Consider the following 25138-nt stretch of genomic DNA (forward strand, 5'->3'; position numbering starts at 1 on the left):
ATCAGTCCTGGCGTTTTTTCAGGGCGCGCGTGTCGATGCAGCGCGCGGTGCCGGGCAACGTGCGCGCGAGTTCCTTGAGCGCGGCGCGTTGCACCTTCTGCGTGCCGGTGAGCGGCAGTGCGTCGACGAACGCGACGTAACCGGGCGCCTTGAAATAGGCGAGTTGCGCGAGACACAGTTGCGCGAGTTCGGCGGCGAGCGGCGCGGCGGCGGCATCGGCGAGCGGTTCGCGCGCGATGATGCAGGCGAGCACTTCGTCGCCGCGCACGGCATCGGGCGTCGCGGCCACGGCGACATCCGCCACGCACGGATGCTTGCGCAGCACGCTCTCGACTTCGACCGCCGAGATGTTCTCGCCGCTGCGCCGGATCACGTTCTTCTTGCGATCGACGAAATAGAGCCGGCCTTGCGCGTCCTGCCTGACGATGTCGCCGGTATGGAACCAGCCGCCTTCCCACGCGGCGGCGGTGGCTTCGGGATCCTTGAGATATTCGCGGAAGAAGCCACGACGCGGATGCTCGCCGCGCGCGCGCACGAGCAGTTCGCCGGGCGTGTCGATGCCGACGTCGCGTCCATCGTCGCCGACGATGCGCACGTCGAGCGACGCTTCGGGCTGGCCGAAGCACGACTGGCCGACCTGACGCGGCTCGCGATTGGCGATCACCACGGCGCCCGCGCCGGTTTCGGTCATCGCCCAGGCTTCGAGCAAGGGCATGCCGAAGCGCGTTTCGAACGGCGCGTGCAGCGTTTTATCGACGCCCGCGCCGAAGCCGAAGCGCACCGAATGCTCGCGATCCTGCGCGCTGGCGGGCGCGCCGAGCAGCATCGCGGGCATCACGCCGAGATAGTGGACGACGCTCGCGCGCGCGGCGCGCACGCTGGCCCACCAGGTGCGCGGATGAAAGCGGTCGAGCGGGACGATCGCGCCGCCCGCGAGGATCATCGCCATGGTCGAGTAGGCCATCGCGTTCATGTGCGTCATCGGCAGCGGCGTGACGAGGCGCTCGACGCCGGGACGCAGCGCGCACAAGCCGCCGATGCGGTTGTACCACTCGCCCGCGCGCAGGAAATACGCGTTGGGCAGCACGCAGGCTTTCGGGCGGCCCGTCGTGCCCGAGGTGTAGAGCAGGGCGCATTCGGTGTCGGCGTCGGGCGTGTCGGCGCGGGCGGGCGTGGCGGCGTGCTGGAGCGTCGCGCCGTCCGTCATGCAGTCGGCTTCGCAGATCGAGACGTTGCGTTGCGCGGCGCGCGCCGCCGCGTGCAGATCGGCATGACGCGCGGCGGGCGCGACGGCGAGATCGAGTTCGCTATGGCCTGCGATGTAGTCGAGTTCCGCGGCGCGCAGTTCGGTCGAGAGCGGCACGACCGAGACGCCGAGCGCATTGAGCGCGAACCAGTGCAGGAAAAATGCGGGCCGGTTTTCGAGCATCAGACCTGCGCGATGTCCGCTGCCAAAACCGGCTTCGCGATAGCGCGCGGCGAGCGCATCGACGCGTGCGAGCGCTTTGCCGTAGCGCAGCGTGTGCGCGTCGATGCCGTAGATCGCGGCGGTTTCGGGCAGCACGACGAGGAAGTCGTGATCGGGCCAGCGTGCGGCGCTGGCGGCGAAGGCCGCGTAGACGCTGGTGTTTGCGTCGGACTTGGCGTGATGGGGCGTATCGGCTGAAGGCATCGCGCGCCTCACAGGAACAGTTGCACGGACGGCAGCGCCGCGTCGCAGTTGAGCAGATCGATGCGCTTTTCGCGGATGCGTAGCGCGCCGTCCTGCTCGACGACGTGATGGCGGACGATGCCGGTGAACACCAGTTGCTCGTCGCCGCGCGCCTCGGCGTAGAAGAACGGCGTGCGCAGGCGATAGCCGCCGGCGTCGGCGGATTCGATTTCGGGGCGCTGCATGACGTGCTGGCAACGGCTCTCGGGCTGCTGCGAAAACGCGCGCGGCTGCTTGAGGCGTTCGATGCGCAGCTTGAGCAGCAGCCGGTCCTCGTACATCAGCGAGGCGTGATTGAGGCCGTCGTGCTGGCCGTGCGCAAGCGGTATCCAGTAGAGGCCGTCGTCGGCGAACAGCGTGTACCAGGCGTCGAACTGCTTGTCGTCGATGAGGCGCGCCTCGCGATAGACGAAGTCGGCGAGCGTGTCGCGCAGGGCGGGATCGTGGGCGTGGGTCATTGCGCGGTTCCGGTTTCGTGCTGGTGTTGCTGCTGGGTTTGCGGCGCCATATGCCGCGCCCAGGCGCGGAACTGGTTGCGCATCGAAATTTCGCTCGTGCCGTTCACGGTGAGATCGGCGACGTGCGCTTCATCCGCGCGATAGTCGCGATGCAGACTCACCCAATCGTTGCCGTTGGCCGCGAGCCCTTCCTGAATCGCGCGATACGCATGCAGATCGTCGTGGCCCACGACCGACATCGGCGAATTGATCAGCCGCGAATAGGTGAGCGTGCGTTGCAGCAGCGCGTCGGGCGCGCCCTTGAGGCGAAAGGTCCACGACTCGATCACCGTCTTGTCGGGCGCGATCGGGCGCACGACGCGGATCGCCTGAATCGCGCCCTTGATCGTGAGGCTCGGGTAATAGACCGTGTTGTGGCGCGCGGTGCCGAGCACCTGTTTCGCCTTCTCTTCGCCCCACGCGGCGATCAGTTGCTGCTCGTATTCGGGCACGGCGGCGTAGCTCGAATGAATCGAGAAGTTCACGCCGGTGTAGCTGTGGCCGTGTTCGAACACGCGCACGCCCATGCCGTCGAAAAAGCCGTAATCGGAGACAAAAGGCACGAACTGTTCGATCGCCATCGGCTTGGGTTCGTCGGCGGATTTGCCTTCCCAGAGTTTCTTCGCCGTGCCCGCCGATGATTCGTGCGCCACCATCGGATGCATCGTGTCGTTCAGGTTCTCGACGAACATCTTCCAGTTGCAGTTGTGCACGTAGCGCAGGCAGCCGCCCGCGATTTCGAGTTCGCCTTCGGGCGAGCGGTCGGCCATGTTATCGATCGACGACAGCGACGCGCCGAAATACTCGCTGAACGTCGGGCCTTCGTCGGCGAGACGCACGAACACGAAGCCGCGATAGATCTCGACGTTCGTCACCGCCTGGAGACCTTGTCCCGAGGGACATTCGGAAAGCCGCGTGCCTTCGTAGCCGTTCTTCAGCGGAATCGCGAGCGGCTTGCCATCGGTTTTATAGGTCCACGCGTGATACGGGCAGCGGAAGAATTTGCCGGTGTTGCCGCTCGGCGCGCTGACGAGTTTCGCGCCCTTGTGCGCGCAGCGGTTCATCAGCACGCGCACGCCGCCGTTGGCCTCGCGCACCATGACGAGCGGCTGGCGCGCGATGTCGACGCTCACGTAGTCGCCCGCATTGGGCACCTGGCTCGTGTGGCCGAGATAGATCCACGTGCGGCTGAAGAGCCGCTCCATTTCGAGGTCGAAGACTTCCTGGTCCAGATAGACGTCGCGATGAACCTGATCGGGTTCGACGAGCGCGGCGAGCGCTGCGGCGTCTTCGCGATAGCGTGGCATGCGGGGCTCCTTGGCGTGGGCGGTGACGAGACGGGTTTCAGGCGTCGATGACGAGGCGCGCCGCGCAGGCGCGCGAGACGCAGATGTGCATGACCTTGCCCGCGCGTTTTTCGGCGTCGCTCAGGCAGTAGTCGCGGTGATCGACCTCGCCTTCGATCACGCCGACCTGGCAGACGCCGCATTCGCCGCGCTTGCAGTCGTAGAGCGGATCGAGTCCGGCGTCGAGCATCGCGTCGAGGATCGATTGCGCGGGCGCGACGCTCAGCGTCATGCCCGACTGGCGCAACTCGACTTCGAAACTCGCGTCGCCGGATTTGGGCGCGGCGGCGGCGAACAGCTCGGAGCGGATGCGCTCGCGCGGCCAGCCTCGCGCCGTCGCCTGCGCGATCGTGGCGTCGATCAGACCTTGCGGGCCGCACACGTAGAGCGGCTGGCCCGGCGTGAGCGAGGCGAGCAGGCGGGCGAGATCGAAGCGCTGCGCGGCGTCGCCGACGTCGTCGCCGTAGAGATGCAGTGCGTCGCCCGCGAGCGTGCGCAGCGCGTCGACGAAGGCGAGTTGCGCGATCGAGCGGCCCGTGTAGTGCAGCGCGTAGCGATGGCCGCGCGACGCGAGTTTCGTGGCCATCGACGCGATCGGCGTAATGCCGATACCGCCCGCGATCAGCACGGCGTCGGCGCAGCCTTCGGGCGCGCTGTCGAGCGCGAAGGCGTTGACGGGCGCGGCGATGCGCAGCGTGTCGCCCGCACGGACCTGCGTGTGCATCCAAAGCGAGCCGCCCGCGCCGTGGTCTTCGCGGCGCACGGCAATCAGGTAATGCGCAGGCGCGGCGGTGGGTTCGAAATCGATCAGCGAATAGGCGTTCCAGGCGGTGCCGTTGCGCGCCTGCACCTGCACGCGCAGATGCGCGCCCGCGCGATACGCAGGCAGCGCGTGGCCGTTGGCGGCGCGCAGGCGGAACGCGGTGACGTGCCCGGTGAGCGGCTCGACGGCTTCGACGATGACGTCGAGTAATTCGGCCTCCTGAGGGAGGGGCGCGGCGCTCATGTCGAGGCTCCTTGCGCGGCGGCGCGTCGTGGGAACGGACTGCGTGTCATGGGGCGTCTCCTGCCCGCCGCGAGAGGCGGCGAGTTTTTTGTCGGCGAAATTCCGGTTTTCGATGCCCGGGTCGGCGCGATTAGGCGTAAACCCTTTAGATTCGAAAATATGAAAATTCATGTGTTTTATTGGATAATGAAAAAAACCGGCTGTCAAGACGAACGCGACCGGGGCCAAAACAGGAGGATCGATGGAGGCGGATTTCGAAGGCGTGGCGCTCGTCTGCGGCGTGGAAGTGCCGTACCGGCGGCAGGCGCCGGAGCACAGCACGGGCGATCTGCTCGCGCAGGCGTTCGACGCGGCGCTCGCGCAGTCGGGCTTTTCGGCGCGCGAGGTGGATGGGCTGGGCGTGGCGTCGTTCACGCTCGCGCCCGATCACGCGATCGACATGGCGTGGCGGCTCGGCCTGAGCCCGCGCTGGTGCATGGACGACTGCCACGGCGGCGCGAGCGCGATCAATCTGTTGCAGCACGCGATCCGCGCGATCCAGCATGGCGACGCGAGCGTGATCGTGCTGCTCTCGGGCGACCGCTTCGAGGCCGCCGATTTTCGTCAGCTCGTCGAGCACTACAACCTCACGACGCGCACGTATCTGCGCCCGCTCGAAAACGGCGGCCCGAACAGCCTCTTTGCGATGCTCACGCAGCGTCATGCGCGCAAGCACGGGCTCGACGCGCGCGATTACGGCGCGCTGTGCGTGGCGCAGCGCGCATGGGCGGCGCTCAATCCGGGCGCGGTGTATCGCACGCCGCTCACGCTCGACGATTATCTGAACGCGCCGCGCGTCGCGGACCCGCTCGGGCGTTTCGATTGCGTGCCGGTCGTGTGCGGCGCGAACGCCGTGGTGGTGGCGCGCGCGGATCTCGCGGCGCGGCGCGCGCAAGCGGGCGCGCCCACGCCGCTGCGCGTGCGCGCGCTGCAATGCCGCTACAACACCGATCATCAGGCGGCCGATGGTTTGCAGACCGGCCTCGCCGCGCTCGCCGACACGCTCTGGCAGCAGGCGAACGCCGCGCCCGCCGACATCGACGTGATCTCGGTCTACGACGACTATCCGGTGATGAGCCTGATCCAGCTCGCCGATCTCGGTTTCGCGCCCGACGTCGATCTGCGTGCGCTGATCGCGCGTATCGCGTCGCGCGAACTGGCGGTGAATACGTCGGGCGGACAGCTTTCGGCGGGACAGGCGGGCGCGGCGGGCGGCATGCACGGGCTCGTCGAAACGATCCGCCAGTTGCAGGGGCTCGCGGGCGCGCGTCAGGTGGCGGGCGCGCGTCTCGCGCTCGCAAGCGGCTACGGCATGGTGCAGTATCGATACGGCATGTGCGCGAATGCGGTCGTGCTCGACAAGGAGAACGCATGACGACGGTGCTGCATATCGAACGCTGCCGCGTCTGCGCGCAGGCGCTGTTTCCCGCGCGTTATCGGTGTCCGCATTGCGGCGCCGCCGATTGGGCGAGCGAGGCCGCGCCGCATGGCGTCGTGGAGGAGAGCACGGTGGTGCGCCATCGCGTGGGCGCGCAGGGAACGGGCGACGTGCATCTCGCGACCGTGCGCACCGCGGCGGGCGCGTTCGTGATCGCGCGTGCCGACGCGCCGCTCGCGCGCGGCACAAGCGTGGCGCTGAGTATCGACGAGACGAACCGCGTCTGGGCGAGTGCGTCCGGAGTGTCGCACCGAGCGTCGCACTGAGCGTCGCCCGGCCTCGTACGCTTCGCTATGCGAAAATCGGCGTCTCCGGCGGGCGCGCGTGCGCCTTGCCGTCCCCGTTTTCGTATCGAAACGTATCGAAACGCCTCGACTCCACCCGAATCAACCGTATGACCGATCCAGCCGACGAAGCGCCGCAGCAACCCACGGCCTTCGAACTCGTCGGCGGCGAGGCGCGCGTGCGCGAACTCGTCGACCGTTTCTATGACCTGATGGACCTGGAGCCCGAATTCGCGGGCATCCGCGCGCTCCATCCGCAGTCGCTCGACGGCTCGCGCGACAAGACCTTCTGGTTCCTGTGCGGCTGGATGGGCGGCCCGGACCACTACGTCTCGCGCTTTGGCCATCCGCGTCTGCGCGCGCGCCATCTGCCGTTCGCGATCGCGTCGTCGGAGCGCGACCAGTGGCTGCGCTGCATGGCGTGGGCGATGCAGGACATCGGCCTCGCCGAACCGCTGCGCGAGCGCCTGCTGCATTCGTTCTTCGACACCGCCGACTGGATGCGCAACCGTCCGGGTTGAGTCGCGCTTGCGGCGCTCCCCGGCTGGCCCGGTGCGAGCGCCGATACAGTCCGGTGCAGGAGCGTGCGAGGCGTATTTTGCGAGTGCGCGCGCATCGCCATAATGGAGGCTCCCGCAGAACGACGAGGAGACGCTTCCCCATGACAACGATTTCCGCCACGTCGGCCACGGCCGCCACGCGCGCGCTCTTTCGCGACGACGCCTATCTCACGCACTGCGACGCCACCGTGCTGGCCGTGGGCGAGGACGGCGTGCGGCTCGACCAGACCGTGTTCTATCCGCTCGGCGGCGGCCAGGCCGGCGACACCGGCGCGCTGGTGCTCGAAGACGGCACGCGCATCGCGATCGCCGACACCCGCAAGGCCAAATTCGAAGGCGCGACGCCCGACGACGCGCTTCATCTTCCCGCGCCCGGCCAGGACGCCGCGCTCGCGCGGCTCGCGGCGGGCATGCGTGTACGCGCCGAGATCGACTGGGCGCGCCGCCATCGGCATATGCGGCTGCATACGGCGAGCCATCTGATGTGCGCGGTGCTGCCGTACGCCGTGGACGGCTGCAGCATCACGAGCGAGTACGCGCGGCTCGATTTCGCGACCGTGGAGCCGATCGAGCGCGAGCACGTCGAGGCGCGGCTCGCGCAACTCGTCGCGGGCGCGCATGCGGTGGCGACCGAATGGATCACCGACGAAGCGATGGCGCAGCGCCCCGAACTCGTGCGCACGATGAGCGTGAAGCCGCCGATGGGTCTCGGGCGCGTGCGCCTGCTGCGCATCGAGAGCGTCGATCTTCAGCCGTGCGGCGGCACGCATGTGCGCAACACGCAGGAAATCGGCGCGCTGCGCGTGGCCAAGCTCGAAAAGAAAAGTGCGCGCACGCGCCGCCTCGTGCTGGAACTCGTCGAATGACGTCGCTCGATCCGCGTGCGCGCGAGGTGCTGGACTTCTGGTTCGGCGCGCCGGATTCGGAGGATTTCGGCCGCGCGCGCAAGATCTGGTTTCGCAAACGCGAGGCGTTCGACGCGCAGTTGCGCGAGCGCTTCGGCGCGCTGCTCGGCGCGGCGTGCGCGGGCGAACTCGACGCCTGGTGCGCGACGCCCGAAGGCGCACTCGCGCTGATCGTCGTGCTCGACCAGTTCTCGCGTAACTGCCATCGGGGCACGCCGCGCGCGTTCGCCGCCGACGCGCACGCGCTGCGCATCGCGCGCGCGATGGTGGCGCGCGGCGACGACCTCAAGCTGCCGACGGCGCAGCATCGCGCGTTCGCGTATCTGCCGTTCGAGCATGCGGAAAACGCCGAGGCGCAGCGCGAGTCGGTGCGGTTGTTCGGTGAACTGGCGAAGGGCGGGGAAGGCGGGGATTACTACGATTACGCGCTGAAGCACGCGAACGTGATCGAACGCTTCGGGCGGTTTCCGCATCGCAATGCGGTGCTGGGCCGCGCGTCGAGCGAGAACGAAACCGCGTTCCTGAGCGAACCCGGCTCGTCGTTCTAAACGGCAGTCCCCGCGAAAATCAGCGGCCGCCGCTCACGTCGATCAGCGCGCCGGTGACGTAGGACGCGGCATCGCTCATCAGCCAGACAATCGTTTCCGCGACTTCGTCGGCGCTGCCGGGACGGCCCAGCGGCGTTTGCGCGCCGAGCACGGCGGCGCGGTCCGGGCGGCCGCCGCTCGCGTGGATCTCCGTGTCGATGAGGCCGGGCCGTACCGCGTTCACGCGCACGCCTTGCGGTCCGAGTTCTTTCGCGAGCCCGAGCGTCATCGTATCGACGGCGCCTTTCGAGGCCGCGTAATCGACGTACTCGTTCGGCGACCCGAGCCGCGCCGCTGCCGACGACACGTTCACGATCGCGCCGCCGTCGCCGCCGCGGTCTTTCGACATGCGCCGCGCCGCCTCGCGCGCGCACAGAAACGCGCCGTAGACGTTCACGTCGAACATGCGTTTCAGACGCGCGGCGTCCATGTCGGCCACCTGGCTCGACGGCGCGACGATGCCCGCGTTGTTCACGAGCGCGTCGATGCGCCCGTAGGCCTGTTCGAGCGTGTCGAACATGGCGATGACGTCGGCTTCGTTCGCCACGTCGCCGCGCACGAGACGCGCGTGGCCGCCCGCGCGGCCCACTTCGGCGGCGGTTTCCTCGGCGGCGGGTTCGTTGTGCAGATAGTTGACGCCCACGGTCCAGCCGCGCGCGCCCAGCAACCGCGCGCACGCACGGCCGATGCCGCGGCTCGCACCCGTGATCAGGACGACCTTGCCCATCGGTATGTCTCCTTCGGGAAGGCGCGCGGCGCGCGCCGTGGTGCATCAAGTGCGCATTAATGGCGCACTAATCGCGCATTAATCGCGCCTCAAACGTTCTCGCGCAGATCGGCCCACTTGTCCTTCGCGGGCGCGTGATAGCGCTGGAGCTTGCCGATCAGCGCGGTGGGATCGCTGTCGAACTGCAGCAGATCGAGGTAGGTCTCGCGCATGAAACCTTCGCGCACGGTGTGCTGAAGCAGCGCGACGAGCGGATCGTAGAAGCCGTCGATGTTGAGCACGCCGACCGGCTTGTGGTGATAGCCGAGCTGCGCCCACGTGTAGACCTCGAACAGCTCTTCGAGCGTGCCCACGCCGCCGGGCAGCGCGACGAAGCCGTCGGAGAGATCGGCCATCATCTTCTTGCGGTGGTGCATGTCGGGCACGACGTGCAGCTCGGTCAGGCCGTTATGGCCCACTTCCTTGTCCACCAGCAGCTCGGGGATCACGCCGATCGCGCGGCCGCCCTCGGCCATCACCGTGTCGGCGATCACGCCCATCAGGCCGACCTTGCCGCCGCCGTAGACGAGACCGAGGTCTGCCGCGACGAGCGCGCGGCCGAACGCGCGCGCCGCGTCGCCATATTTCGGATCGGCTCCGTTCGAGGAGCCGCAATACACACAGACTGCTTTCATTCGCGAGTTTCCTTGCTGTCCTTGCCGGTGGGCGCGCCCGCGCCGTCGCGCGGCGGCAGGTAATCGTAGAACTCGCGCTTGGGCAGCTTGCCCGAGACGAGATCGTCGAAAAGCTGCTTCGCGCGGCCGCGCAGATACGGCGCCATCAGCGACACGATCTGCACGCTCACCTGATGGAGTTCGTCGCGGATCGCTTCCTGGTCGTTGTATTTGCGCGGGTTCATCACGAACTGGTACGAGAGCCAGTAGGTGGCGATCACGCCGATGTTGGTCGAGATCACGGCGATTTCGGCGGCGGTGGCGACCATGTCGCCATCTTCCACGAGCTGCTCGCAGAACTGCTTCGCGAAGTGCACCTTGTGGCTGATGATCTGCTTGAAGTGCATCTCCAGCGTGCGGTTGCGCGCGAGCAGATCGTTCAGGTCGCGATACAGGAAACGGTAGCGCCAGGTGAAATCGACCATGTACTGCAAATACGCCCACATCTCGTCGATGGTGGCGCGGTGGTCGTCGGGGAAACGCAGACGCTTTTCGATCTCCTGCTCGAACTGGCTGAAGATGCTGTTGATGATGTCGTCTTTGTTGCGGAAGTGGTAGTACAGGTTGCCTGGACTGATCTCCATTTCCTCGGCGATGGTCGTCGTGGTGACGTTCGGCTCGCCGATCTCGTTGAACAGTTTCAACGACAACTCAAGAATCCGTTCGCGTGTACGGCGGGGAGGTTTGGCTTCCATGTCCGGCCCTGAATGTGCGGCGCCGGGCGTGGCGCTGCCGCTGATGCGTCGCGTAATGTGCCCGGTCGCGGTTGGTCTTTTTTAAGACTGTCGTTCGATTATAAACCGACGCTTGGGGCGCAAAACGCACCCGCAAGGAATGGAGGGTAGAGGCCGCGCGCGCGTCGCGCAAGGGCGAGCGGCGTCCGGCGTGTGCGGCGGCTGTCCGGAGTCGGTGCGCAGGCGGCCCGAAGTCCGTGTGCAGTCAGCGCAAAAGCGGCCCGAAGTCAGGCCCCGAAGTCAGCGCGATTGCAGCCAGTGCAGCAGCGACGGACCGAAGCGCGGCACGAGGATCAAGCCCCACGTCATCACGCAGGTGAGGAGCGCGACCGTGACCGCCGCGCTGCCCAGATCCTTGGCGCGGCCCGAGAGTTCGTTGCGTTCGAGGCCGATCCGGTCGACGGCGTTTTCGATACTCGAATTGAGCAACTCGACGATCAGCACCAGCATGACCGAGCCGAGCAGCAGCACGCGCTCGACGGGATCGACCGGCACGAATATGCCGATCGGCACGAGGATGGCCGCGAGCGTCAGTTCCTGACGAAACGCGCTTTCTTCGCGGATGGCCGCGCGAAAGCCCTTGATCGAATATTTGAGCGCCTTCAAGGCGCGCGTGGCGCCGCGGTTGCCCTTGTAGGGATTGAAGGGCGCGGGCGCGAGCGGGTCGTCCGGACTCAGCGGCTCGTGCAGATGCGCGGGCTCGGGCGGCTCGGCCGGCATGCCGGGCTTCGGATGAGGCTGAGTCGGCTGGGCGCTCGGCGCATTCGCGGCGCCGCTGGCGCGCCACGGCGAACTGCCGGCGCTGCCCGGCTGGGCGGCGGACGGCGCCTGCGGATCGCGAGGCGCGGGAGACGGCTGCGGCGGGAGCGGGGACGAGGGACGAGGGGCCATATCAGTGCGAGTGGATGCCGCAGTATCGCACGCATGTTGGCCGGTTGCGCGGGAAACGTATGAGGATGCGGCCGGAGCGGCGCGCGGCCCGGCGGACGCCGCCCGCGCGTCGTCGGGCAGCGTCTGCACGCCGTCGTCGGCGCTCGGGCGATCGGTGGCCGCCGGGGCGCAGGGGGCGTTCGAGGCGTCGGGCCGCTTCATCGCTCGCTCCGGTCTTTGGCGGGTGCCGCGTCGCGCGGCCTGCTCAGGCCGCCGCGCTGCTTTCCTGCATCGAGGCGCGCGGACGCGGCTTAAGATGCGAGGCGAACTGCTCGGACGCCGCGTGCCACGAAAAGCGCTCGGCCCACGCACGCGCCGTCGCGCGGTCGATCTTGAGCGCTTCGAGACAGGCTTCGCGCAGATCCTCGTTCATCGCGCCGGCGTCGCCGCCGCTGAGCACGTCGATCGGGCCCGTCACCGGATACGCGGCCACCGGCGTGCCGCAGGCGAGCGCTTCGAGCAGCACGAGGCCGAAGGTGTCGGTGCGGCTCGGGAACACGAACACGTCGGCAGCCGCGTAAACCTTCGCGAGCTCGGGCTGGCTCAGCACGCCCAGATAGTTCGCCTGCGGATAGCGGGACTTCAGCTCGGCGAGCGCCGGCCCTTCGCCGCACACCCACTTCGAGCCCGGCAGATCGAGCTTGAGAAAAGCCTCGACGTTCTTCTCCACGGCCACGCGGCCGACGTAGAGGAAGATCGGGCGCGCGGTGTTGAGCACCTTCGAATCCATCGGATGGAAAATGTCGAGATCGACGCCGCGCGTCCACAGCACGACGTTGGTGAAGCCGAATTTTTCGAGGTCGGCCTTCACGACGGGCGTGGGCGCCATCACCGCGAGCGACGGCTTGTGGAACCAGCGCAGGAAGCGATAGGTCGCCGACAGCGGAATGCCGAAGCGCGCCTGCACGTACTCCGGAAAGCGCGTGTGATAGGCGGTCGTGAAGGGCAGGTCGTGGTCGATCGCGTAGCGGCGCGCGGCGAGACCGAGCGGGCCTTCGGTCGCGATATGGATGGCGTCGGGGCCGAACGCGTCGATGCGCTCGCGCAGATGGCGGCGCGCAAACAGCGAGAGCCGGATTTCCGGATAGGTCGGGCACGGAATCGTGCGGAATTCGAGCGGCGTGAGCAGCTCGACCTGATGGCCGAGCGCGATCAGCTCGCGCGTGGTGTTCTTGAGCGTGCGGACTACGCCGTTGACCTGCGGCTCCCATGCATCGGTCACGATCATGATCTTCATCGGTCGGAGGCCCTCTGGTGGTGCGGTTGGTGTGGCGTCGGCGCGCCGTGTCGGACGGGCGCGGCCGGCGCCGTGCCCGATGTGTTTACTGCGCGTTCACGGCGTGCGTGCGGATAAAAGACGGCGCATGTTCACGCGGGGCCCGTGTGAATCCGGCGAGGCGGCCGCGCCGCTCAGGCCGCGCTCACGCGCGCCTTGCGGCTCGCCGTCTGCGCCTGCGGCGACTGCATCACCGTCCAGTAGACGATGCGCAGTTCGCCCTCGAAGGTCTCCACGAGCGCCGACAGGCTCTCGACCCAGTCGCCGTCGTTGCAGTACAGCACGCCGTCGATTTCGCGGATCTCGGCCTTGTGGATGTGGCCGCAAACCACGCCGTCGCAGCCGCGGCGGCGCGCTTCGTCGGTCATCACGCGCTCGAACGACGAGATGAAGTTCACGGCGTTCTTGACCTGATGCTTGAGGTACTGCGAGAGCGACCAGTACTGAAAGCCGAGCTTTGCGCGGATGCGGTTGAACCAGCGGTTCAGCACGAGGATCACGGTATAGGCCGAGTCGCCGAGATAGGCGAGCCACTTCGCGTGCTGGATCACGCCGTCGAACAGATCGCCGTGCACGACCCACAGGCGCTTGCCGGCGAGCGTGGTGTGGAACGCTTCCTCGCGCACGTGGATGTCGCCGAACGCGAGGTTGCAGAACTGGCGCGCGCCTTCGTCGTGATTGCCCGGGATGTAGACGACCTGGGTGCCCTTGCGCGCCTTGCGCAGCACTTTCTGCACGACGTCGTTGTGCGCCTGCGGCCAGAACCAGCCCTTGCGCAACTGCCAGCCGTCGATGATGTCGCCGACGAGGTACAGGTACTCCGACTCGTTATGGCGCAGGAAGTCGAGCAGATAGTTCGCCTGACAGCCGTTGGTGCCGAGATGGATGTCGGAGAGCCAGATCGTGCGGTAGCGGGTCGGGGCGGGGTGATCGTCGTCGTGAGCATCGGGCGACGTGTCGCCCTGGAAGGGCAGCGGAGGCGGGTTGAGCGACGCGGCGCCCGGACCGGGGTGGAAGGCGGCGGGATCGGCGCCAGGGCCGGAAGTCTGCCGGAAAAGTGGGGTCGCGGTCGTCTTTTGGGCCATGGCACACGCGGCAGGTTGCAATGTGCGCATTGCGCCATGTGCCCATGACGACGCCGTGACAGTCACAAGAAGGTCTTGTTACTCGCCCTCGGCTGCGTTTGCGGGCGAGCGCCAAGTCTGCGCGGGGCCTGGCGTTGCGTCGCGGCGCGCGTGAACGGTGACGCGCGCGTACCGCCCCATGACATATCGATGACGTGGTTTGGCGGCAACGCGGCGGCTCAGCCGGATGATTTCGCTCCGCCGCGTGCGGTGGTTTGTCGGCTTTCAGCGCGGCACGGCGACGATGCGCGTGCCCGCAAGTCGATCGTGCGGGAAGCGACGCTCGCGGTCCAAACGCGCGGCGCCGGCCCAGAGCGCGAACCAGACGGCTTCGAGCGCAAGCGTGTGGGGAATCGTGAGATCGAGCAGCGGATGCAGCACGAGCGGCGGCAGGAACCAGAGCCACGCGGCCAGGTAGCGCAGCGTCGCGCGGCCTAGCGTCGGCGGCGCGCCATCGGGGCCGACGACGCGCATGCGCCAGGTTTTCATCGGCAGCGTCTGGCCGCCGCGATGCCAGAAGCCGACGAAGTAGAGCCCGGCCACCAGCACGATCCACGCGGACATCGCCCGATGGTAGGTGTAGCCATTGCGCTGTTGCATGACGAGGCTGAATGCGAGCCCGGCGATGAAGATCACGCCGAACAGCAGCACGCTTTCGTAGACGAGCGAGGCGAGGCGGCGTCGCAGGGTGACGGGTGCGGGCGCGGCGGGGATGCGTGAAGCGGCGGTCGCGGGATCGGCGCGATCGGCGGAATCCGCAACGGGCAGAGCAGTGGAAGCGCGGTCGTTCACGTTGGCGTCGCGGTGTCGGCGGTGTCGGAATGAGGGCGGGACACCGCAAGAATAACCGCGAACGGGGGCAGGGCGAAACGCGTGCTAATGCCAGGCTTAACGCGAGGCGAAGCGGCGGCGCACGCCGGGCTCAGGAGCCCTTGAATGCCGCAGGCGCTTCGGCGGGCGACACCGGCACCGGAACTGCGGGCTCGAAGCTGCCGGCCGCCGGAATGCTGGCGGCGGCCGCCGCGGCCGTGCCGCTGTTCTGGCCGGTCGAGCCCGGTTGCTCGGGCACCACGGGCGCGGGCACGCCGTTCACACCCGACGCGTTGCCGGCGGCGCGTGCACGGGCGCGATGCTCGCGTTCGTTGACGAGACGCTCGATGTCGCGGATTTCGCTCTTGTTGCCGCTCGGCGGCGCGCTGACCACCGTGCGGCGCTTGCGCTCGCTGGCGGCGAGCTTCGCCTTCTGCTCGTCGGAGAGTTCCTGGTACGCCTTCCACGCACGCTGACGCGCCTGTGCGGGCAGTTCCTTCGACACCTGATAGTTCTCGCGCGCAACGCGGCGCTGTTCGGGCGTCATGCGCACCCATTCGGCCATGCGTTCTTGTAAGCGTTTTTGCGCTTCGGGCGTCATCTTCGGATAACGCGCGGCGATCCGCAGCCATTTGCGCTTGCGTTCATCGCTGAAACGGTCCCACTCGCTGGCGAACGGCGCGAGCGCGACACGTTGCGCGTCGCTCAGGCGCGACCACGCCAGCGGGCTGCCGCTGCCGGGTTGCTGCGCGAACGGTGCAGTGGCCGCCGGCTCGGCGACGGTGGCGGTGGAACCCGGAGCGGGCGCATTGGCCGCGTTGGCGGCTTCCGGCGCGGCGAGCTCGGGATGAAAGCGCGGGTAGGTCGCTGCATACGACACCAGCGCCGCGACCACAGATCCAATGACAACGGCCAGGCCGCGCTTGTAACTCACCCCGTCAATCCCCCGGTTTTCCGTATTAATGCGAGCGCGACAGGTACGCGTTGAAGCCGTGATCGAGATAGGCCGTGAGCGGCAGGTCGTCGCTCAGCATGGCCGCGTCGATATCGGCGAGTTCCGCGGTACGTTGTTGATCTTCGAAGTACGCGATCGCGAAGAGGCCGGCCACCAGCGCGGCGAGCGGCCACGCGAGCGCGAAGCGTGCGAGGGCGGAGCGGCGGCGCGGCGCCGGCAGGCCGCCCGGCACACCACCGATGGCGCCGACACCCGCGGCGGCCAGCGCCGGCGCGCGCACGAGCACGGGCTCGGCCTTCTTGCGGGCGAGCGCGGCCTTGCGGGCGGCGGACAATCGGACAGTGGTGGCAGAGGGCAGGCTGGCGGCGCTCTCGTCGAGCGCGCGGCGCAACTCCTGCACGAACTCTAGTTCTTGTTTATCGAGAGCGGAGCTCATAGCGTGATTCCTTTGGCCTTGAGCGCCTGAGCCAGCGTATGCGTGGCCCGCGAGCAGTGCGTTTTCACACTGCCCTCGGAACAGCCCATGGCAGCGGCGGTTTCGGCGACATCCATATCTTCCCAGTAACGCATCAGAAACGCCTCCCGTTGACGTGCTGGCAATTTCTGGATTTCGTCGTCGATGAGCTGGAGGACCTGGGCGCGCTCCATCTGCTGTTCGCTGCTTTCCGCACCGGGAGAGCCCGATTCGGCCTCGAAGGTTTCGAGCGGGTCGAAATCCTCGTCGTCGGCGCCGCTCAGCGAGGAGAACAGGCTCACCCACGTATTGCGTACTTTCTGCCGACGAAAATAGTCGTGCATCGTATTCTGCAGAATACGCTGGAAGAGCAGCGGGAGCTCGGCGGGGGGCGGTCTCCGTATTTTTCCGCGAGCTTGATCATCGCGTCCTGCACGATGTCGAGCGAGGCGTCGTCGTCGCGCACGGCGTAGACCGTCTGCTTGAACGCGCGTCTTTCGACGCCCGCCAGGAAATCGGCGAGTTCCTTGTCTGATGCCATCCGTTGCAGGGCGCCGCCACCAGCGTACGCGTAATCGTTCGAAAAATGTCGTAAAACTCGCGGATGCTAGCAAATTTTCGCGCCGGCGGGTGATCCGGGCGTCCACGCAGCCGTGTCGCGTCAGCTTGGGCGCGGCGCGGATCATGTCCGGCGCCGCTGCCGCGCACTTTACCCGATCCGCGGCGCGCCGGTGCGGGTGAACGCACCGGATGCGCAGATGGAGTCGGTTTGAAGGTTGTTGGCAAGCCGGCGCAGCGTATTAGTAAGCGACTGCGCCTTAACAGCGCCTTAATTGCGTTTTTTCGCTTTGGCTGCGCTCCCGTTTTGCTTCCGTTTTGCTCCCTTGCGCTCGCGTTTCGCCGCCTCGCCGGCCCATGCCGATGTCCGGCGCCTGCGCAACCTTTGTACCTGTGATTCGAAAATGCGCCACGAATCGACAATAAGCGCTTGACCGAATGCTTTCGAGCCGCTATCTTCGACGGTTCGCAACATAAGTGACTGTCTCAATTGAGATGAGCCCAAGAAGCTCATCTGTCAACTGGACGCGCCGCTTGAACCCGAGCCACAAGCCCGGCAGAGAGCACCCGATCAATTTTTTGCCGAAAATTCGAAAGGTGAATGATGAACATGCCCAGCGCGGAATTCTCCACGTCGGTCCCCCCCTCGCAAGAATCTGACCCTCAAGCTCAAAACTCCATCGGCGGAACCGTGCTGATGAAGGCGCTCGCCGACGAGCAGGTCGAATTCATCTGGGGCTATCCCGGCGGCTCGGTGCTCTACATTTACGACGAGCTGTACAAGCAGGACAAAATCCAGCACGTTCTCGTGCGCCACGAACAGGCAGCCGTGCACGCGGCCGACGCCTATGCGCGCTCGACCGGCAACGTCGGCGTGTGTCTCGTGACCTCGGGTCCTGGCGTCACCAACGCGGTGACCGGCATCGCAACGGCCTACATGGACTCGATCCCGATGGTGATCATCAGCGGCCAGGTGCCGACTGCCGCCATCGGTCAAGATGCGTTCCAGGAGTGCGATACGGTCGGCATCACGCGTCCCTGCGTGAAGCACAACTTCCTCGTGAAGGACGTGCGCGACCTCGCCGCCACCGTCAAGAAAGCTTTCTACATTGCGCGCACCGGCCGTCCCGGCCCCGTGCTGATCGACATTCCGAAGGACGTGTCGAAGACGCCGTGCGCGTACGAACCGGTCAAGAGCGTTTCGCTGCGCTCGTACAACCCGGTCACCAAGGGCCACTCGGGGCAGATCCGCAAGGCGGTGTCGCTGCTTCTCTCGGCCAGGCGTCCGTACATCTACACCGGCGGCGGCATCATCCTCGCGGATGCGTCGCGCGAACTGAACCAGTTCGCCGACCTGCTCGGCTACCCGGTCACGAACACGCTGATGGGTCTGGGCGGCTATCGCGCGAGCGACCGCAAGTTCCTCGGCATGCTCGGCATGCACGGCACCTACGAAGCCAACATGGCGATGCAGCACTGCGACGTGCTGATCGCGATCGGCGCGCGTTTCGACGACCGCGTGATCGGCGACCCGGCGCACTTCGCGTCGCGTCCGCGCAAGATCATTCACATCGACATCGACCCGTCGTCGATCTCGAAGCGCGTGAAGGTCGATATCCCCATCGTCGGCGACGTCAAGGAAGTGCTCAAGGAGCTCATCGAGCAACTGCAGCACGCCGAACACGGTCCGGACACGGCCGCGCTCGCCGACTGGTGGAAGGACATCGAAGGCTGGCGTGAAAAGAACTGCCTGAAGTTCGACCGTTCGAGCGACATCATCAAGCCGCAGTTCGTGGTCGAAAAGGCGTGGGAACTCACGGGCGGCAATGCTTTCGTGTGTTCGGACGTCGGCCAGCACCAGATGTGGGCCGCGCAGTTCTACCGCTTCAACCAGCCGCGCCGCTGGATCAACTCCGGTGGTCTCGGCACGATGGGCTTCGGCCTGCCGGCGGCGATGGGCGTGAAGATGGCCCACCCCGACGACGACGTGCTGTGCATCACGGGCGAAGGCTCGATCCAGATGTGCATTCAGGAGCTGTCGACCTGCAAGCAGTACGACACGCCCGTGAAGATCATTTCGCTGAACAACCGCTACCTCGGCATGGTCCGCCAGTGGCAGCAGATCGAATACAGCAAGCGCTATTCGCATTCGTACATGGATGCGCTGCCTGACTTCGTGAAGCTCGCCGAAGCGTATGGCCACGTCGGCATGCGGATCGAAAAGACGGCCGATGTGGAGCCGGCGCTCAAAGAAGCGCTGCGCCTGAAGGACCGCACGGTGTTCCTCGATTTCCAGACCGACCCTTCCGAAAACGTCTGGCCGATGGTTCAGGCCGGCAAGGGCATCACCGAGATGCTGCTCGGCTCGGAAGACCTGTAACGGTTTTTGCACGGCGCCGTTCCAACCTCGCGCGGCGCGCGTCCACACAACGGGCGCGCGGGTTCGCGGGGAAGGGCGGCAACCACGCTCACTGGATAAATCGCGGATCACATCATGAGACACATCATTTCCGTTCTGCTGGAAAACGAGCCGGGCGCGCTGTCGCGCGTGGTCGGCCTCTTCTCCGCACGCGGCTACAACATTGAAACCTTGACGGTGGCGCCGACCGAAGACCGTTCGCTGTCGCGCATGACCATCGTTTCCATTGGCTCGGACGACGTGATCGAACAGATCACGAAGCATCTGAACCGCCTGATCGAGGTGGTGAAAGTGGTCGACCTTACCGAGGGCGCCCACATCGAGCGCGAGCTGATGCTGATCAAGGTAAGGGCGGTCGGCAAGGAACGTGAGGAGATGAAGCGGATGGCGGATATTTTCCGTGGCCGCATCATCGACGTCACCGAAAAGACCTACACGATCGAACTGACGGGTGCGAGCGACAAGCTCGACGCGTTCATCGAGGCGCTCGACAGCACCGCGATTCTCGAAACCGTCCGTACGGGCGGCTCGGGCATCGGGCGCGGAGAGCGCATTCTGAAGGTGTGACCCGACTCAGTCGATCTTGCACCGGAACTTGACCGGATGCGCGGCCCGCGACAAGCGACGACGCATCCGGCGCAGCACTAGCTAATTGCAGTACCGAAATTCACCAGACTCTCGCCAAGGAACCAACATGAAAGTTTTCTACGACAAGGACGCCGATCTCTCCCTCATCAAGGGCAAGCAGGTCACCATCATCGGTTACGGCTCGCAAGGCCATGCTCACGCGCTGAACCTGAAGGAAAGCGGCGTGAACGTCACGGTTGGCCTGCGCAAGAACGGCGCATCGTGGAGCAAGGCTGAGAACGCCGGTCTCCAGGTCAAGGAAGTGGCCGAAGCGGTGAAGAACGCCGACGTCGTCATGATGCTGCTGCCGGACGAGCAGATCGCCGACGTGTACGCGAAGGAAGTTCACGCGAACATCAAGAACGGCGCAGCCCTCGCGTTCGCGCACGGCTTCAACGTTCACTACGGCCAGGTGATCCCGCGTGCGGATCTGGACGTCATCATGATCGCGCCGAAGGCGCCGGGCCACACGGTTCGCGGCACCTACTCGCAAGGCGGCGGCGTGCCCCACCTGATCGCTGTCCACCAGGACAAGTCGGGCGCAGCACGTGACATCGCCCTGTCGTACGCGGCAGCGAACGGCGGCGGCCGTGCCGGCATCATCGAAACGAACTTCCGCGAAGAAACCGAAACCGACCTGTTCGGCGAACAAGCCGTGCTGTGCGGCGGTACGGTCGATCTGATCAAGGCCGGCTTCGAAACGCTGGTCGAAGCAGGTTACGCGCCGGAAATGGCGTACTTCGAGTGCCTGCACGAACTCAAGCTGATCGTCGACCTGATCTACGAAGGCGGCATCGCGAACATGAACTACTCGATCTCGAACAACGCCGAATACGGCGAGTACGTGACGGGCCCGCGCGTGATCACGGCCGAAACGAAGAAGGTCATGAAGGAAGTCCTGAAGGACATCCAGACCGGCGAATACGCGAAGAGCTTCATTCTCGAAAACAAGGCCGGCGCGCCGACGCTGCAATCGCGCCGCCGCCTGGGCGCCGAGCACCAGATCGAAGTGGTCGGTGCGAAGCTCCGCGCGATGATGCCGTGGATCGCTGCAAACAAGCTCGTCGACCAGTCGAAGAACTAATCTGACGGACTGAGTACGACCTCGCGTGCGGTTTTATACTGCTTCGCGACAGTGAGTGCCAAGAAAAGCCGCCCAGGTGGGACGAAGCCTGGGCGGCTTTTGCTATCCTACGGTTTTTAAAATAACAGCGAAGCCACCATGAATTACCCTCATCCGATCATCGCGCGCGAAGGCTGGCCGTTCATCGCCATTGCGGCCGTCGTGGCGCTCTTGATCCATGCGGTCGCAGGCTTCGGACTCGCATGGCCGTTCTGGCTGATCCTGATCTTCGTCGTTCAGTTCTTCCGCGATCCGCCGCGCCCGATTCCCACCCAGGCCAACGCCGTCCTGTGCCCCGCCGACGGCCGCATCGTCGCCGTGGAAACCGCGCACGACCCGTACGCCAACCGTGAAGCGCTGAAGATCAGCGTGTTCATGAACGTTTTCAACGTCCACTCGCAGCGTTCGCCCGTCGACGGCGCCGTCGCGAAGGTCGAATATTTCCCGGGCGCGTACCTGAACGCCGCCATCGACAAGGCCTCGACCGAGAACGAACGCAACGCCGTCGTGCTGACGATGGCCGACGGCACGACCGTCACCTCGGTGCAGATCGCGGGCCTGATCGCGCGCCGGATTCTCTGCTACGTGCGCGCAGGCGAGCCGCTCTCGCGCGGCCAGCGCTACGGCTTCATCCGCTTCGGCTCGCGCGTCGACGTGTATCTGCCGGTGGGTAGCCGTCCGCGCGTGTCGATCGGCGAGAAGGTGTCCGCCTCGTCGACGATTCTCGCCGAGCTGCCGACCCAATCGGCATAAGGAGGGCAGGTATGGCCGGATTCAAACCGCGTCGTCCCCGCAATCCCGCCGGCGGCCCGCTGCCGCGTCCGTTTCGCCGCAACAAGGCGGTGCAGGATCAGGTCGGCGTGGCGGCGAGCCGTCGCGCCGCGCGCCAGGATTTCCTGAAGAAGCGCGGCATTTATCTGCTGCCGAACGCGTTCACGACCGCGGCGCTGTTCTGCGGTTTCTTCGCCGTCGTGCAGGCGATGAACGTGCGCTTCGAAGTGGCGGCCATCGCCATTTTCGTGGCGATGGTGCTCGACGGCATGGACGGGCGCGTCGCGCGCATGACGCACTCGCAGAGCGCGTTCGGCGAGCAGTTCGACAGCCTTTCGGACATGGTGTCGTTCGGCGTCGCGCCGGCGCTCGTGATGTACGAGTGGGTGCTCAAGGATCTCGGGCGCTGGGGCTGGCTTGCGGCCTTCGTCTACTGCTCGGGTGCGGCGCTGCGGCTCGCGCGCTTCAACACCAACATCGGTTCGGTGGACAAGCGTTTCTTCCAGGGCCTGCCGAGCCCGGCCGCGGCCGCGCTGATCGCCGGTTTCGTCTGGCTCGCGACCGATAACCGCGTGCCGGTGAAGCTGTCCTGGCTGCCGTGGGTCGCCTTCGTGCTGACGATCTACGCGGGCGTGACGATGGTCTCCAACGCGCCGTTCTACAGCGGCAAGGCGCTCGACGTGCGGCATCGCGTGCCGTTCGCGGCCACGCTGCTCGTGGTGGTGGCGTTCGTGCTGGTGTCGTCGGATCCGCCGTTGATGCTGTTCGGCCTGTTCGTGCTCTATGGCCTGTCGGGCTATGTCTTCTGGGCGTATCAGGGGCTGCGCGGGCGCGCCAATCCGGCGCGTTCGTCGCCGCGCGAGCGCTAGGGCGCGCGGCGACTTCTGTCGCGAATACGATGAAAGGGCCACGCGCGAGCGCGGCCCTTTTTCTTTTTCGCCTGTTTCTTTCGCGTCACGGCAACGCCGGGCGGCGCTTTGCGCCCGCAGGACTTATCGGATTGCGCTATCGCCGGTTTCCGGCTATAGTCGGGCGATGGACACCATCCAGTTCCCCCTCTTTTCCCTTCAAGCCGGCGCGCTGCTAAGCACGCTAGCGCTAGCGCGCCTGCCGCGCTGATCTCGCTCGCCCTCCGTAAGCCTCGTTCATTGTCAGCGTCGCCATCGGTGGCGCGAACACCCAAAATCCGTTTTTAGACACTGAACAAGTCCCCCCGGAGACCCAAAATGGCAGCAGAAAAGCTCATCATTTTCGATACGACGTTGCGCGACGGCGAGCAGTCGCCCGGTGCGTCGATGACGAAGGAAGAGAAAATCCGCATCGCGAAGCAGCTCGAGCGGATGAAGGTCGACATCATCGAAGCGGGCTTCGCGGCCAGCTCGAACGGCGACTTCGACGCGATCCACACGATCGCCGGCATGATCAAGGACAGCACGATCTGCTCGCTCGCCCGCGCGAACGACAAGGACATCCAGCGCGCCGCCGACGCGCTCAAGCCCGCCGACCACTTCCGCATTCACACCTTCATCGCCACGTCGCCGCTGCACATGGAGAAGAAGCTGCGCATGTCGCCGGAGCAGGTGCTCGAACAGGCGAAGCTGGCGGTGCGTTTCGCGCGCAAGTTCACCAACGACGTGGAGTTCTCGCCCGAAGACGGCAGCCGCTCGGACATGGATTTCCTGTGCCGCGTGCTCGAAGCCGTCATCAACGAAGGCGCGACCACGATCAACATCGCCGATACGGTCGGCTACGGCGTGCCGGAACTCTACGGCAATCTCGTGAAGACGCTGCGCGAGCGCATTCCGAATTCGGACAAGGCTGTGTTCTCGGTGCACTGCCATAACGACCTCGGCATGGCCGTGGCGAACTCGCTGGCCGGCGTGCAGATCGGCGGCGCGCGTCAGGTCGAGTGCACGATCAACGGTCTCGGCGAGCGCGCGGGCAATACGTCGCTCGAAGAAATCGTCATGGCCGTGAAGACCCGCAAGGACTACTTCGGCCTCGACCTCGGCATCGACACCACGCAGATCGTGCCGGCCTCGAAGCTCGTTTCGCAGATCACCGGTTTCGTCGTGCAGCCGAACAAGGCGGTGGTGGGCGCGAACGCGTTCGCGCACGCGTCGGGCATTCACCAGGACGGCGTGCTCAAGGCACGCGACACCTACGAAATCATGCGCGCGGAAGACGTGGGCTGGACCGCGAACAAGATCGTGCTCGGCAAGCTCTCGGGCCGCAACGCGTTCAAGCAGCGTCTCCAGGAACTCGGCGTGCAGCTCGAAAGCGAAGCCGAACTCAACAGCGCGTTCGCCCGCTTCAAGGAACTCGCCGACCGCAAGTCGGAGATTTTCGACGAAGACATCATGGCGATCGTCACCGAGGAATCGGCCGAGCAGCAAGAGAAGGAACACTACAAGTTCATCGCGCTCTCGCAGCGTTCGGAAACCGGCGAGCGCCCGCACGCGCGCATCGTGTTCTCGGCGGACGGCTCGGAAGTGACGGGCGAAGCCGCGGGTAACGGCCCGGTCGACGCAACCTTCAACGCGATCGAAACCGAAGTGGGCAGCGGTTCGGAACTGCTGCTGTACTCGGTGAACGCGATCACGACCGGCACGCAGGCGCAGGGCGAAGTGACGGTGCGTCTGTCGAAGGGCGGCCGCATCGTGAACGGCGTGGGCACCGATCCGGATATCGTCGCGGCGTCGGCCAAGGCGTACATCTCGGCGCTCAACAAGCTCTACTCGTCGGACACGAACAAGCTCAATCCGCAGCTTTCGTAAGCGTTCGGCCGGTGCGTCGCCTCGTGCGGCGCGCGCCAATGAAAAACCCCGCGTTCGCGAGAGCGCGGGGGTTTTGTTTTGCCGGGCCAGGTCCGGATCAGAAGCGGGCGCGCAGATCCGGATCGTGCAGCGGATCGGGCGTTTTCTGCGTGAGGCGCAGGATGCCCTGATCGTCGAAATAGAAGCTGTAGAGCATGTACCAGACGCCGTCTTCCAGATAGCGATAAGTCCATGCTTCCTTCTTCATCAGCGGGAAATAGGACGTATCGACCGGGCGGCCGAAGTTCACGAGCACATCGGCGCGCGTCCATTTGCCGATCTCGGCCTTGTAGAACTCATTCGGCTGCAGGACCTGGCGCACGTTGACGACCTTGCCGTTCTTGTCGATGTCGGCGGCCGTGGTGACTTCGCCCATCGGCTGCGTGGGCCACATCAGGCGCTTGCCGCCGTCGGGCAGGTCGTAGACTTCGCGCGGCGGGCCGAAGCGGGCGATCACGGACTGGGCGTCGTCGCCCGCGTGGAACTGCTGCCAGGGCTGCGCGCAGCCCGCGAGCGCGAGCGCGCCGAGGCCCGCGAGCAGGACGCGGCGCGGCGCGCGCGGCGCCTCGCGCGTGAAGCCGCGCAGCGTGGCGATGGCGGAGGAAAGGCGGTCGAACATGAATGCTCCCCGGGGCGCCGTGCGAACCGGCGCCGAATATGGAGCCGTTATTTTGACACGTCGCGATCACGGCGGGCTTGCGGGCGTGCGCCGGTGCGCCCTATGATCC

Annotated in this window: 25 protein-coding genes and 1 pseudogene; 11 read left to right on the forward strand and 15 right to left on the reverse strand. The window is 66.2% G+C overall.

Features of this window, described 5'->3' with window-relative positions:
- Nucleotide 1 precedes the first annotated feature (1 nt).
- Genes G5S35_RS04665 through G5S35_RS04680 form a run of 4 tightly spaced genes read right to left on the reverse strand, consistent with a single transcriptional unit; the run spans nucleotide 2 to nucleotide 4560 of the window.
- Nucleotides 2-1672, reverse strand: coding sequence for an AMP-binding protein (locus G5S35_RS04665; RefSeq protein WP_183038687.1), 1671 nt, complete (start codon nucleotides 1670-1672; stop codon nucleotides 2-4).
- An 8-nt stretch (nucleotides 1673-1680) separates the two neighbouring features.
- On the reverse strand, nucleotides 1681-2169 hold the full coding sequence (locus G5S35_RS04670) for an aromatic-ring-hydroxylating dioxygenase subunit beta (protein ID WP_074984798.1): 489 nt from the start codon (nucleotides 2167-2169) through the stop codon (nucleotides 1681-1683).
- On the reverse strand, nucleotides 2166-3515 hold the full coding sequence (locus tag G5S35_RS04675) for an aromatic ring-hydroxylating dioxygenase subunit alpha (RefSeq protein WP_183038688.1): 1350 nt from the start codon (nucleotides 3513-3515) through the stop codon (nucleotides 2166-2168). Before G5S35_RS04675 ends, G5S35_RS04670 begins: the two co-directional genes overlap by 4 nt.
- A 37-nt stretch (nucleotides 3516-3552) precedes the next feature.
- A complete protein-coding gene (locus tag G5S35_RS04680) occupies nucleotides 3553-4560 on the reverse strand; it encodes a PDR/VanB family oxidoreductase (protein WP_183038689.1) in 1008 nt (335 codons plus the stop codon).
- A 241-nt stretch (nucleotides 4561-4801) separates the two neighbouring features.
- On the opposite strand from G5S35_RS04680, the gene G5S35_RS04685 reads away from it, so the two are divergent.
- From G5S35_RS04685 to G5S35_RS04705, 5 genes are all read left to right on the forward strand, one after another.
- On the forward strand, nucleotides 4802-5974 hold the full coding sequence (locus G5S35_RS04685; protein ID WP_183038690.1) for a thiolase family protein: 1173 nt from the start codon (nucleotides 4802-4804) through the stop codon (nucleotides 5972-5974).
- Nucleotides 5971-6303, forward strand: coding sequence for a zinc ribbon domain-containing protein (locus G5S35_RS04690; protein ID WP_065064524.1), 333 nt, complete (start codon nucleotides 5971-5973; stop codon nucleotides 6301-6303). The genes G5S35_RS04685 and G5S35_RS04690 overlap by 4 nt, the downstream gene beginning before the upstream one ends.
- Nucleotides 6304-6431: 128 nt before the next feature.
- Nucleotides 6432-6842: a group II truncated hemoglobin gene (locus G5S35_RS04695; protein WP_065064526.1), complete on the forward strand. Its 411-nt coding sequence runs from the start codon at nucleotides 6432-6434 to the stop codon at nucleotides 6840-6842.
- Nucleotides 6843-6982: 140 nt separating this feature from the next.
- Nucleotides 6983-7747 (forward strand): alanyl-tRNA editing protein, encoded by a 765-nt coding sequence (locus tag G5S35_RS04700; RefSeq protein ID WP_065064528.1) that lies wholly within the window; start codon nucleotides 6983-6985, stop codon nucleotides 7745-7747.
- A complete protein-coding gene (locus tag G5S35_RS04705; protein WP_183038691.1) occupies nucleotides 7744-8334 on the forward strand; it encodes a DUF924 family protein in 591 nt (196 codons plus the stop codon). The genes G5S35_RS04700 and G5S35_RS04705 overlap by 4 nt, the downstream gene beginning before the upstream one ends.
- 19 nt (nucleotides 8335-8353) lie before the next feature.
- Here the strand turns inward: G5S35_RS04705 and G5S35_RS04710 are convergent, their stop codons facing one another.
- The 10 genes and pseudogenes from G5S35_RS04710 to G5S35_RS04755 all read right to left on the reverse strand — a co-directional run bounded on the left by G5S35_RS04710 (nucleotide 8354) and on the right by G5S35_RS04755 (nucleotide 16637).
- Nucleotides 8354-9100 carry an SDR family oxidoreductase gene (locus G5S35_RS04710; protein ID WP_065064532.1) on the reverse strand — a complete coding sequence of 249 codons (747 nt, stop codon included), beginning with the start codon at nucleotides 9098-9100 and terminating at the stop codon, nucleotides 8354-8356.
- Nucleotides 9101-9189: 89 nt separating this feature from the next.
- Nucleotides 9190-9774 (reverse strand): LOG family protein, encoded by a 585-nt coding sequence (locus G5S35_RS04715; RefSeq protein WP_065064534.1) that lies wholly within the window; start codon nucleotides 9772-9774, stop codon nucleotides 9190-9192.
- A complete protein-coding gene (locus G5S35_RS04720) occupies nucleotides 9771-10508 on the reverse strand; it encodes a TetR/AcrR family transcriptional regulator (RefSeq protein WP_065064536.1) in 738 nt (245 codons plus the stop codon). Before G5S35_RS04720 ends, G5S35_RS04715 begins: the two co-directional genes overlap by 4 nt.
- Nucleotides 10509-10787: 279 nt before the next feature.
- The gene (locus G5S35_RS04725) at nucleotides 10788-11438 is read right to left on the reverse strand and encodes a diacylglycerol kinase (RefSeq protein WP_080180700.1); all 651 of its coding nucleotides are present in this window, start codon (nucleotides 11436-11438) and stop codon (nucleotides 10788-10790) included.
- Nucleotides 11439-11682: 244 nt separating this feature from the next.
- Entirely contained in the window at nucleotides 11683-12714 is a 1032-nt protein-coding gene (locus G5S35_RS04730; protein WP_065064540.1) for a glycosyltransferase family 4 protein, read from the reverse strand.
- A gap of 173 nt (nucleotides 12715-12887) precedes the next feature.
- A complete protein-coding gene (locus G5S35_RS04735) occupies nucleotides 12888-13838 on the reverse strand; it encodes a UDP-2,3-diacylglucosamine diphosphatase (protein WP_065064542.1) in 951 nt (316 codons plus the stop codon).
- 264 nt (nucleotides 13839-14102) lie between these two features.
- A complete protein-coding gene (locus tag G5S35_RS04740; RefSeq protein WP_065064644.1) occupies nucleotides 14103-14645 on the reverse strand; it encodes an RDD family protein in 543 nt (180 codons plus the stop codon).
- A 154-nt stretch (nucleotides 14646-14799) separates the two neighbouring features.
- Nucleotides 14800-15621 carry a DUF3106 domain-containing protein gene (locus G5S35_RS04745; RefSeq protein WP_074984813.1) on the reverse strand — a complete coding sequence of 274 codons (822 nt, stop codon included), beginning with the start codon at nucleotides 15619-15621 and terminating at the stop codon, nucleotides 14800-14802.
- Between the two features lie 25 nt (nucleotides 15622-15646).
- Nucleotides 15647-16078: a DUF3619 family protein gene (locus G5S35_RS04750; RefSeq protein ID WP_065064547.1), complete on the reverse strand. Its 432-nt coding sequence runs from the start codon at nucleotides 16076-16078 to the stop codon at nucleotides 15647-15649.
- Nucleotides 16075-16637 (reverse strand): annotated as a pseudogene (locus tag G5S35_RS04755) (RNA polymerase sigma factor). Before G5S35_RS04755 ends, G5S35_RS04750 begins: the two are co-directional and overlap by 4 nt.
- Nucleotides 16638-17258: 621 nt before the next feature.
- Between G5S35_RS04755 and G5S35_RS04760 the strand changes: the two are divergent.
- The 6 genes from G5S35_RS04760 to G5S35_RS04785 all read left to right on the forward strand — a co-directional run bounded on the left by G5S35_RS04760 (nucleotide 17259) and on the right by G5S35_RS04785 (nucleotide 24371).
- Entirely contained in the window at nucleotides 17259-19034 is a 1776-nt protein-coding gene (locus G5S35_RS04760) for an acetolactate synthase 3 catalytic subunit (RefSeq protein ID WP_110327650.1), read from the forward strand.
- 114 nt (nucleotides 19035-19148) lie between these two features.
- Nucleotides 19149-19640 (forward strand): acetolactate synthase small subunit, encoded by a 492-nt coding sequence (gene ilvN, locus G5S35_RS04765; RefSeq protein WP_065064551.1) that lies wholly within the window; start codon nucleotides 19149-19151, stop codon nucleotides 19638-19640.
- Nucleotides 19641-19767: 127 nt separating this feature from the next.
- Entirely contained in the window at nucleotides 19768-20784 is a 1017-nt protein-coding gene (ilvC, locus tag G5S35_RS04770; RefSeq protein ID WP_065064553.1) for a ketol-acid reductoisomerase, read from the forward strand.
- 138 nt (nucleotides 20785-20922) lie between these two features.
- Nucleotides 20923-21576 carry a phosphatidylserine decarboxylase gene (locus G5S35_RS04775; RefSeq protein ID WP_035534386.1) on the forward strand — a complete coding sequence of 218 codons (654 nt, stop codon included), beginning with the start codon at nucleotides 20923-20925 and terminating at the stop codon, nucleotides 21574-21576.
- Between the two features lie 11 nt (nucleotides 21577-21587).
- Nucleotides 21588-22463, forward strand: a complete 876-nt coding sequence (pssA, locus tag G5S35_RS04780) for a CDP-diacylglycerol--serine O-phosphatidyltransferase (protein WP_065064555.1) — start codon at nucleotides 21588-21590, stop codon at nucleotides 22461-22463.
- 357 nt (nucleotides 22464-22820) lie between these two features.
- A complete protein-coding gene (locus tag G5S35_RS04785; protein WP_065064557.1) occupies nucleotides 22821-24371 on the forward strand; it encodes a 2-isopropylmalate synthase in 1551 nt (516 codons plus the stop codon).
- Between the two features lie 97 nt (nucleotides 24372-24468).
- Here the strand turns inward: G5S35_RS04785 and G5S35_RS04790 are convergent, their stop codons facing one another.
- Nucleotides 24469-25029 (reverse strand): hypothetical protein, encoded by a 561-nt coding sequence (locus G5S35_RS04790; RefSeq protein WP_080180698.1) that lies wholly within the window; start codon nucleotides 25027-25029, stop codon nucleotides 24469-24471.
- Nucleotides 25030-25138: the final 109 nt, after the last annotated feature.

This window comes from Paraburkholderia tropica, assembly GCF_014171495.1.
GTDB classification, from domain to species: Bacteria; Pseudomonadota; Gammaproteobacteria; order Burkholderiales; family Burkholderiaceae; genus Paraburkholderia; species Paraburkholderia tropica.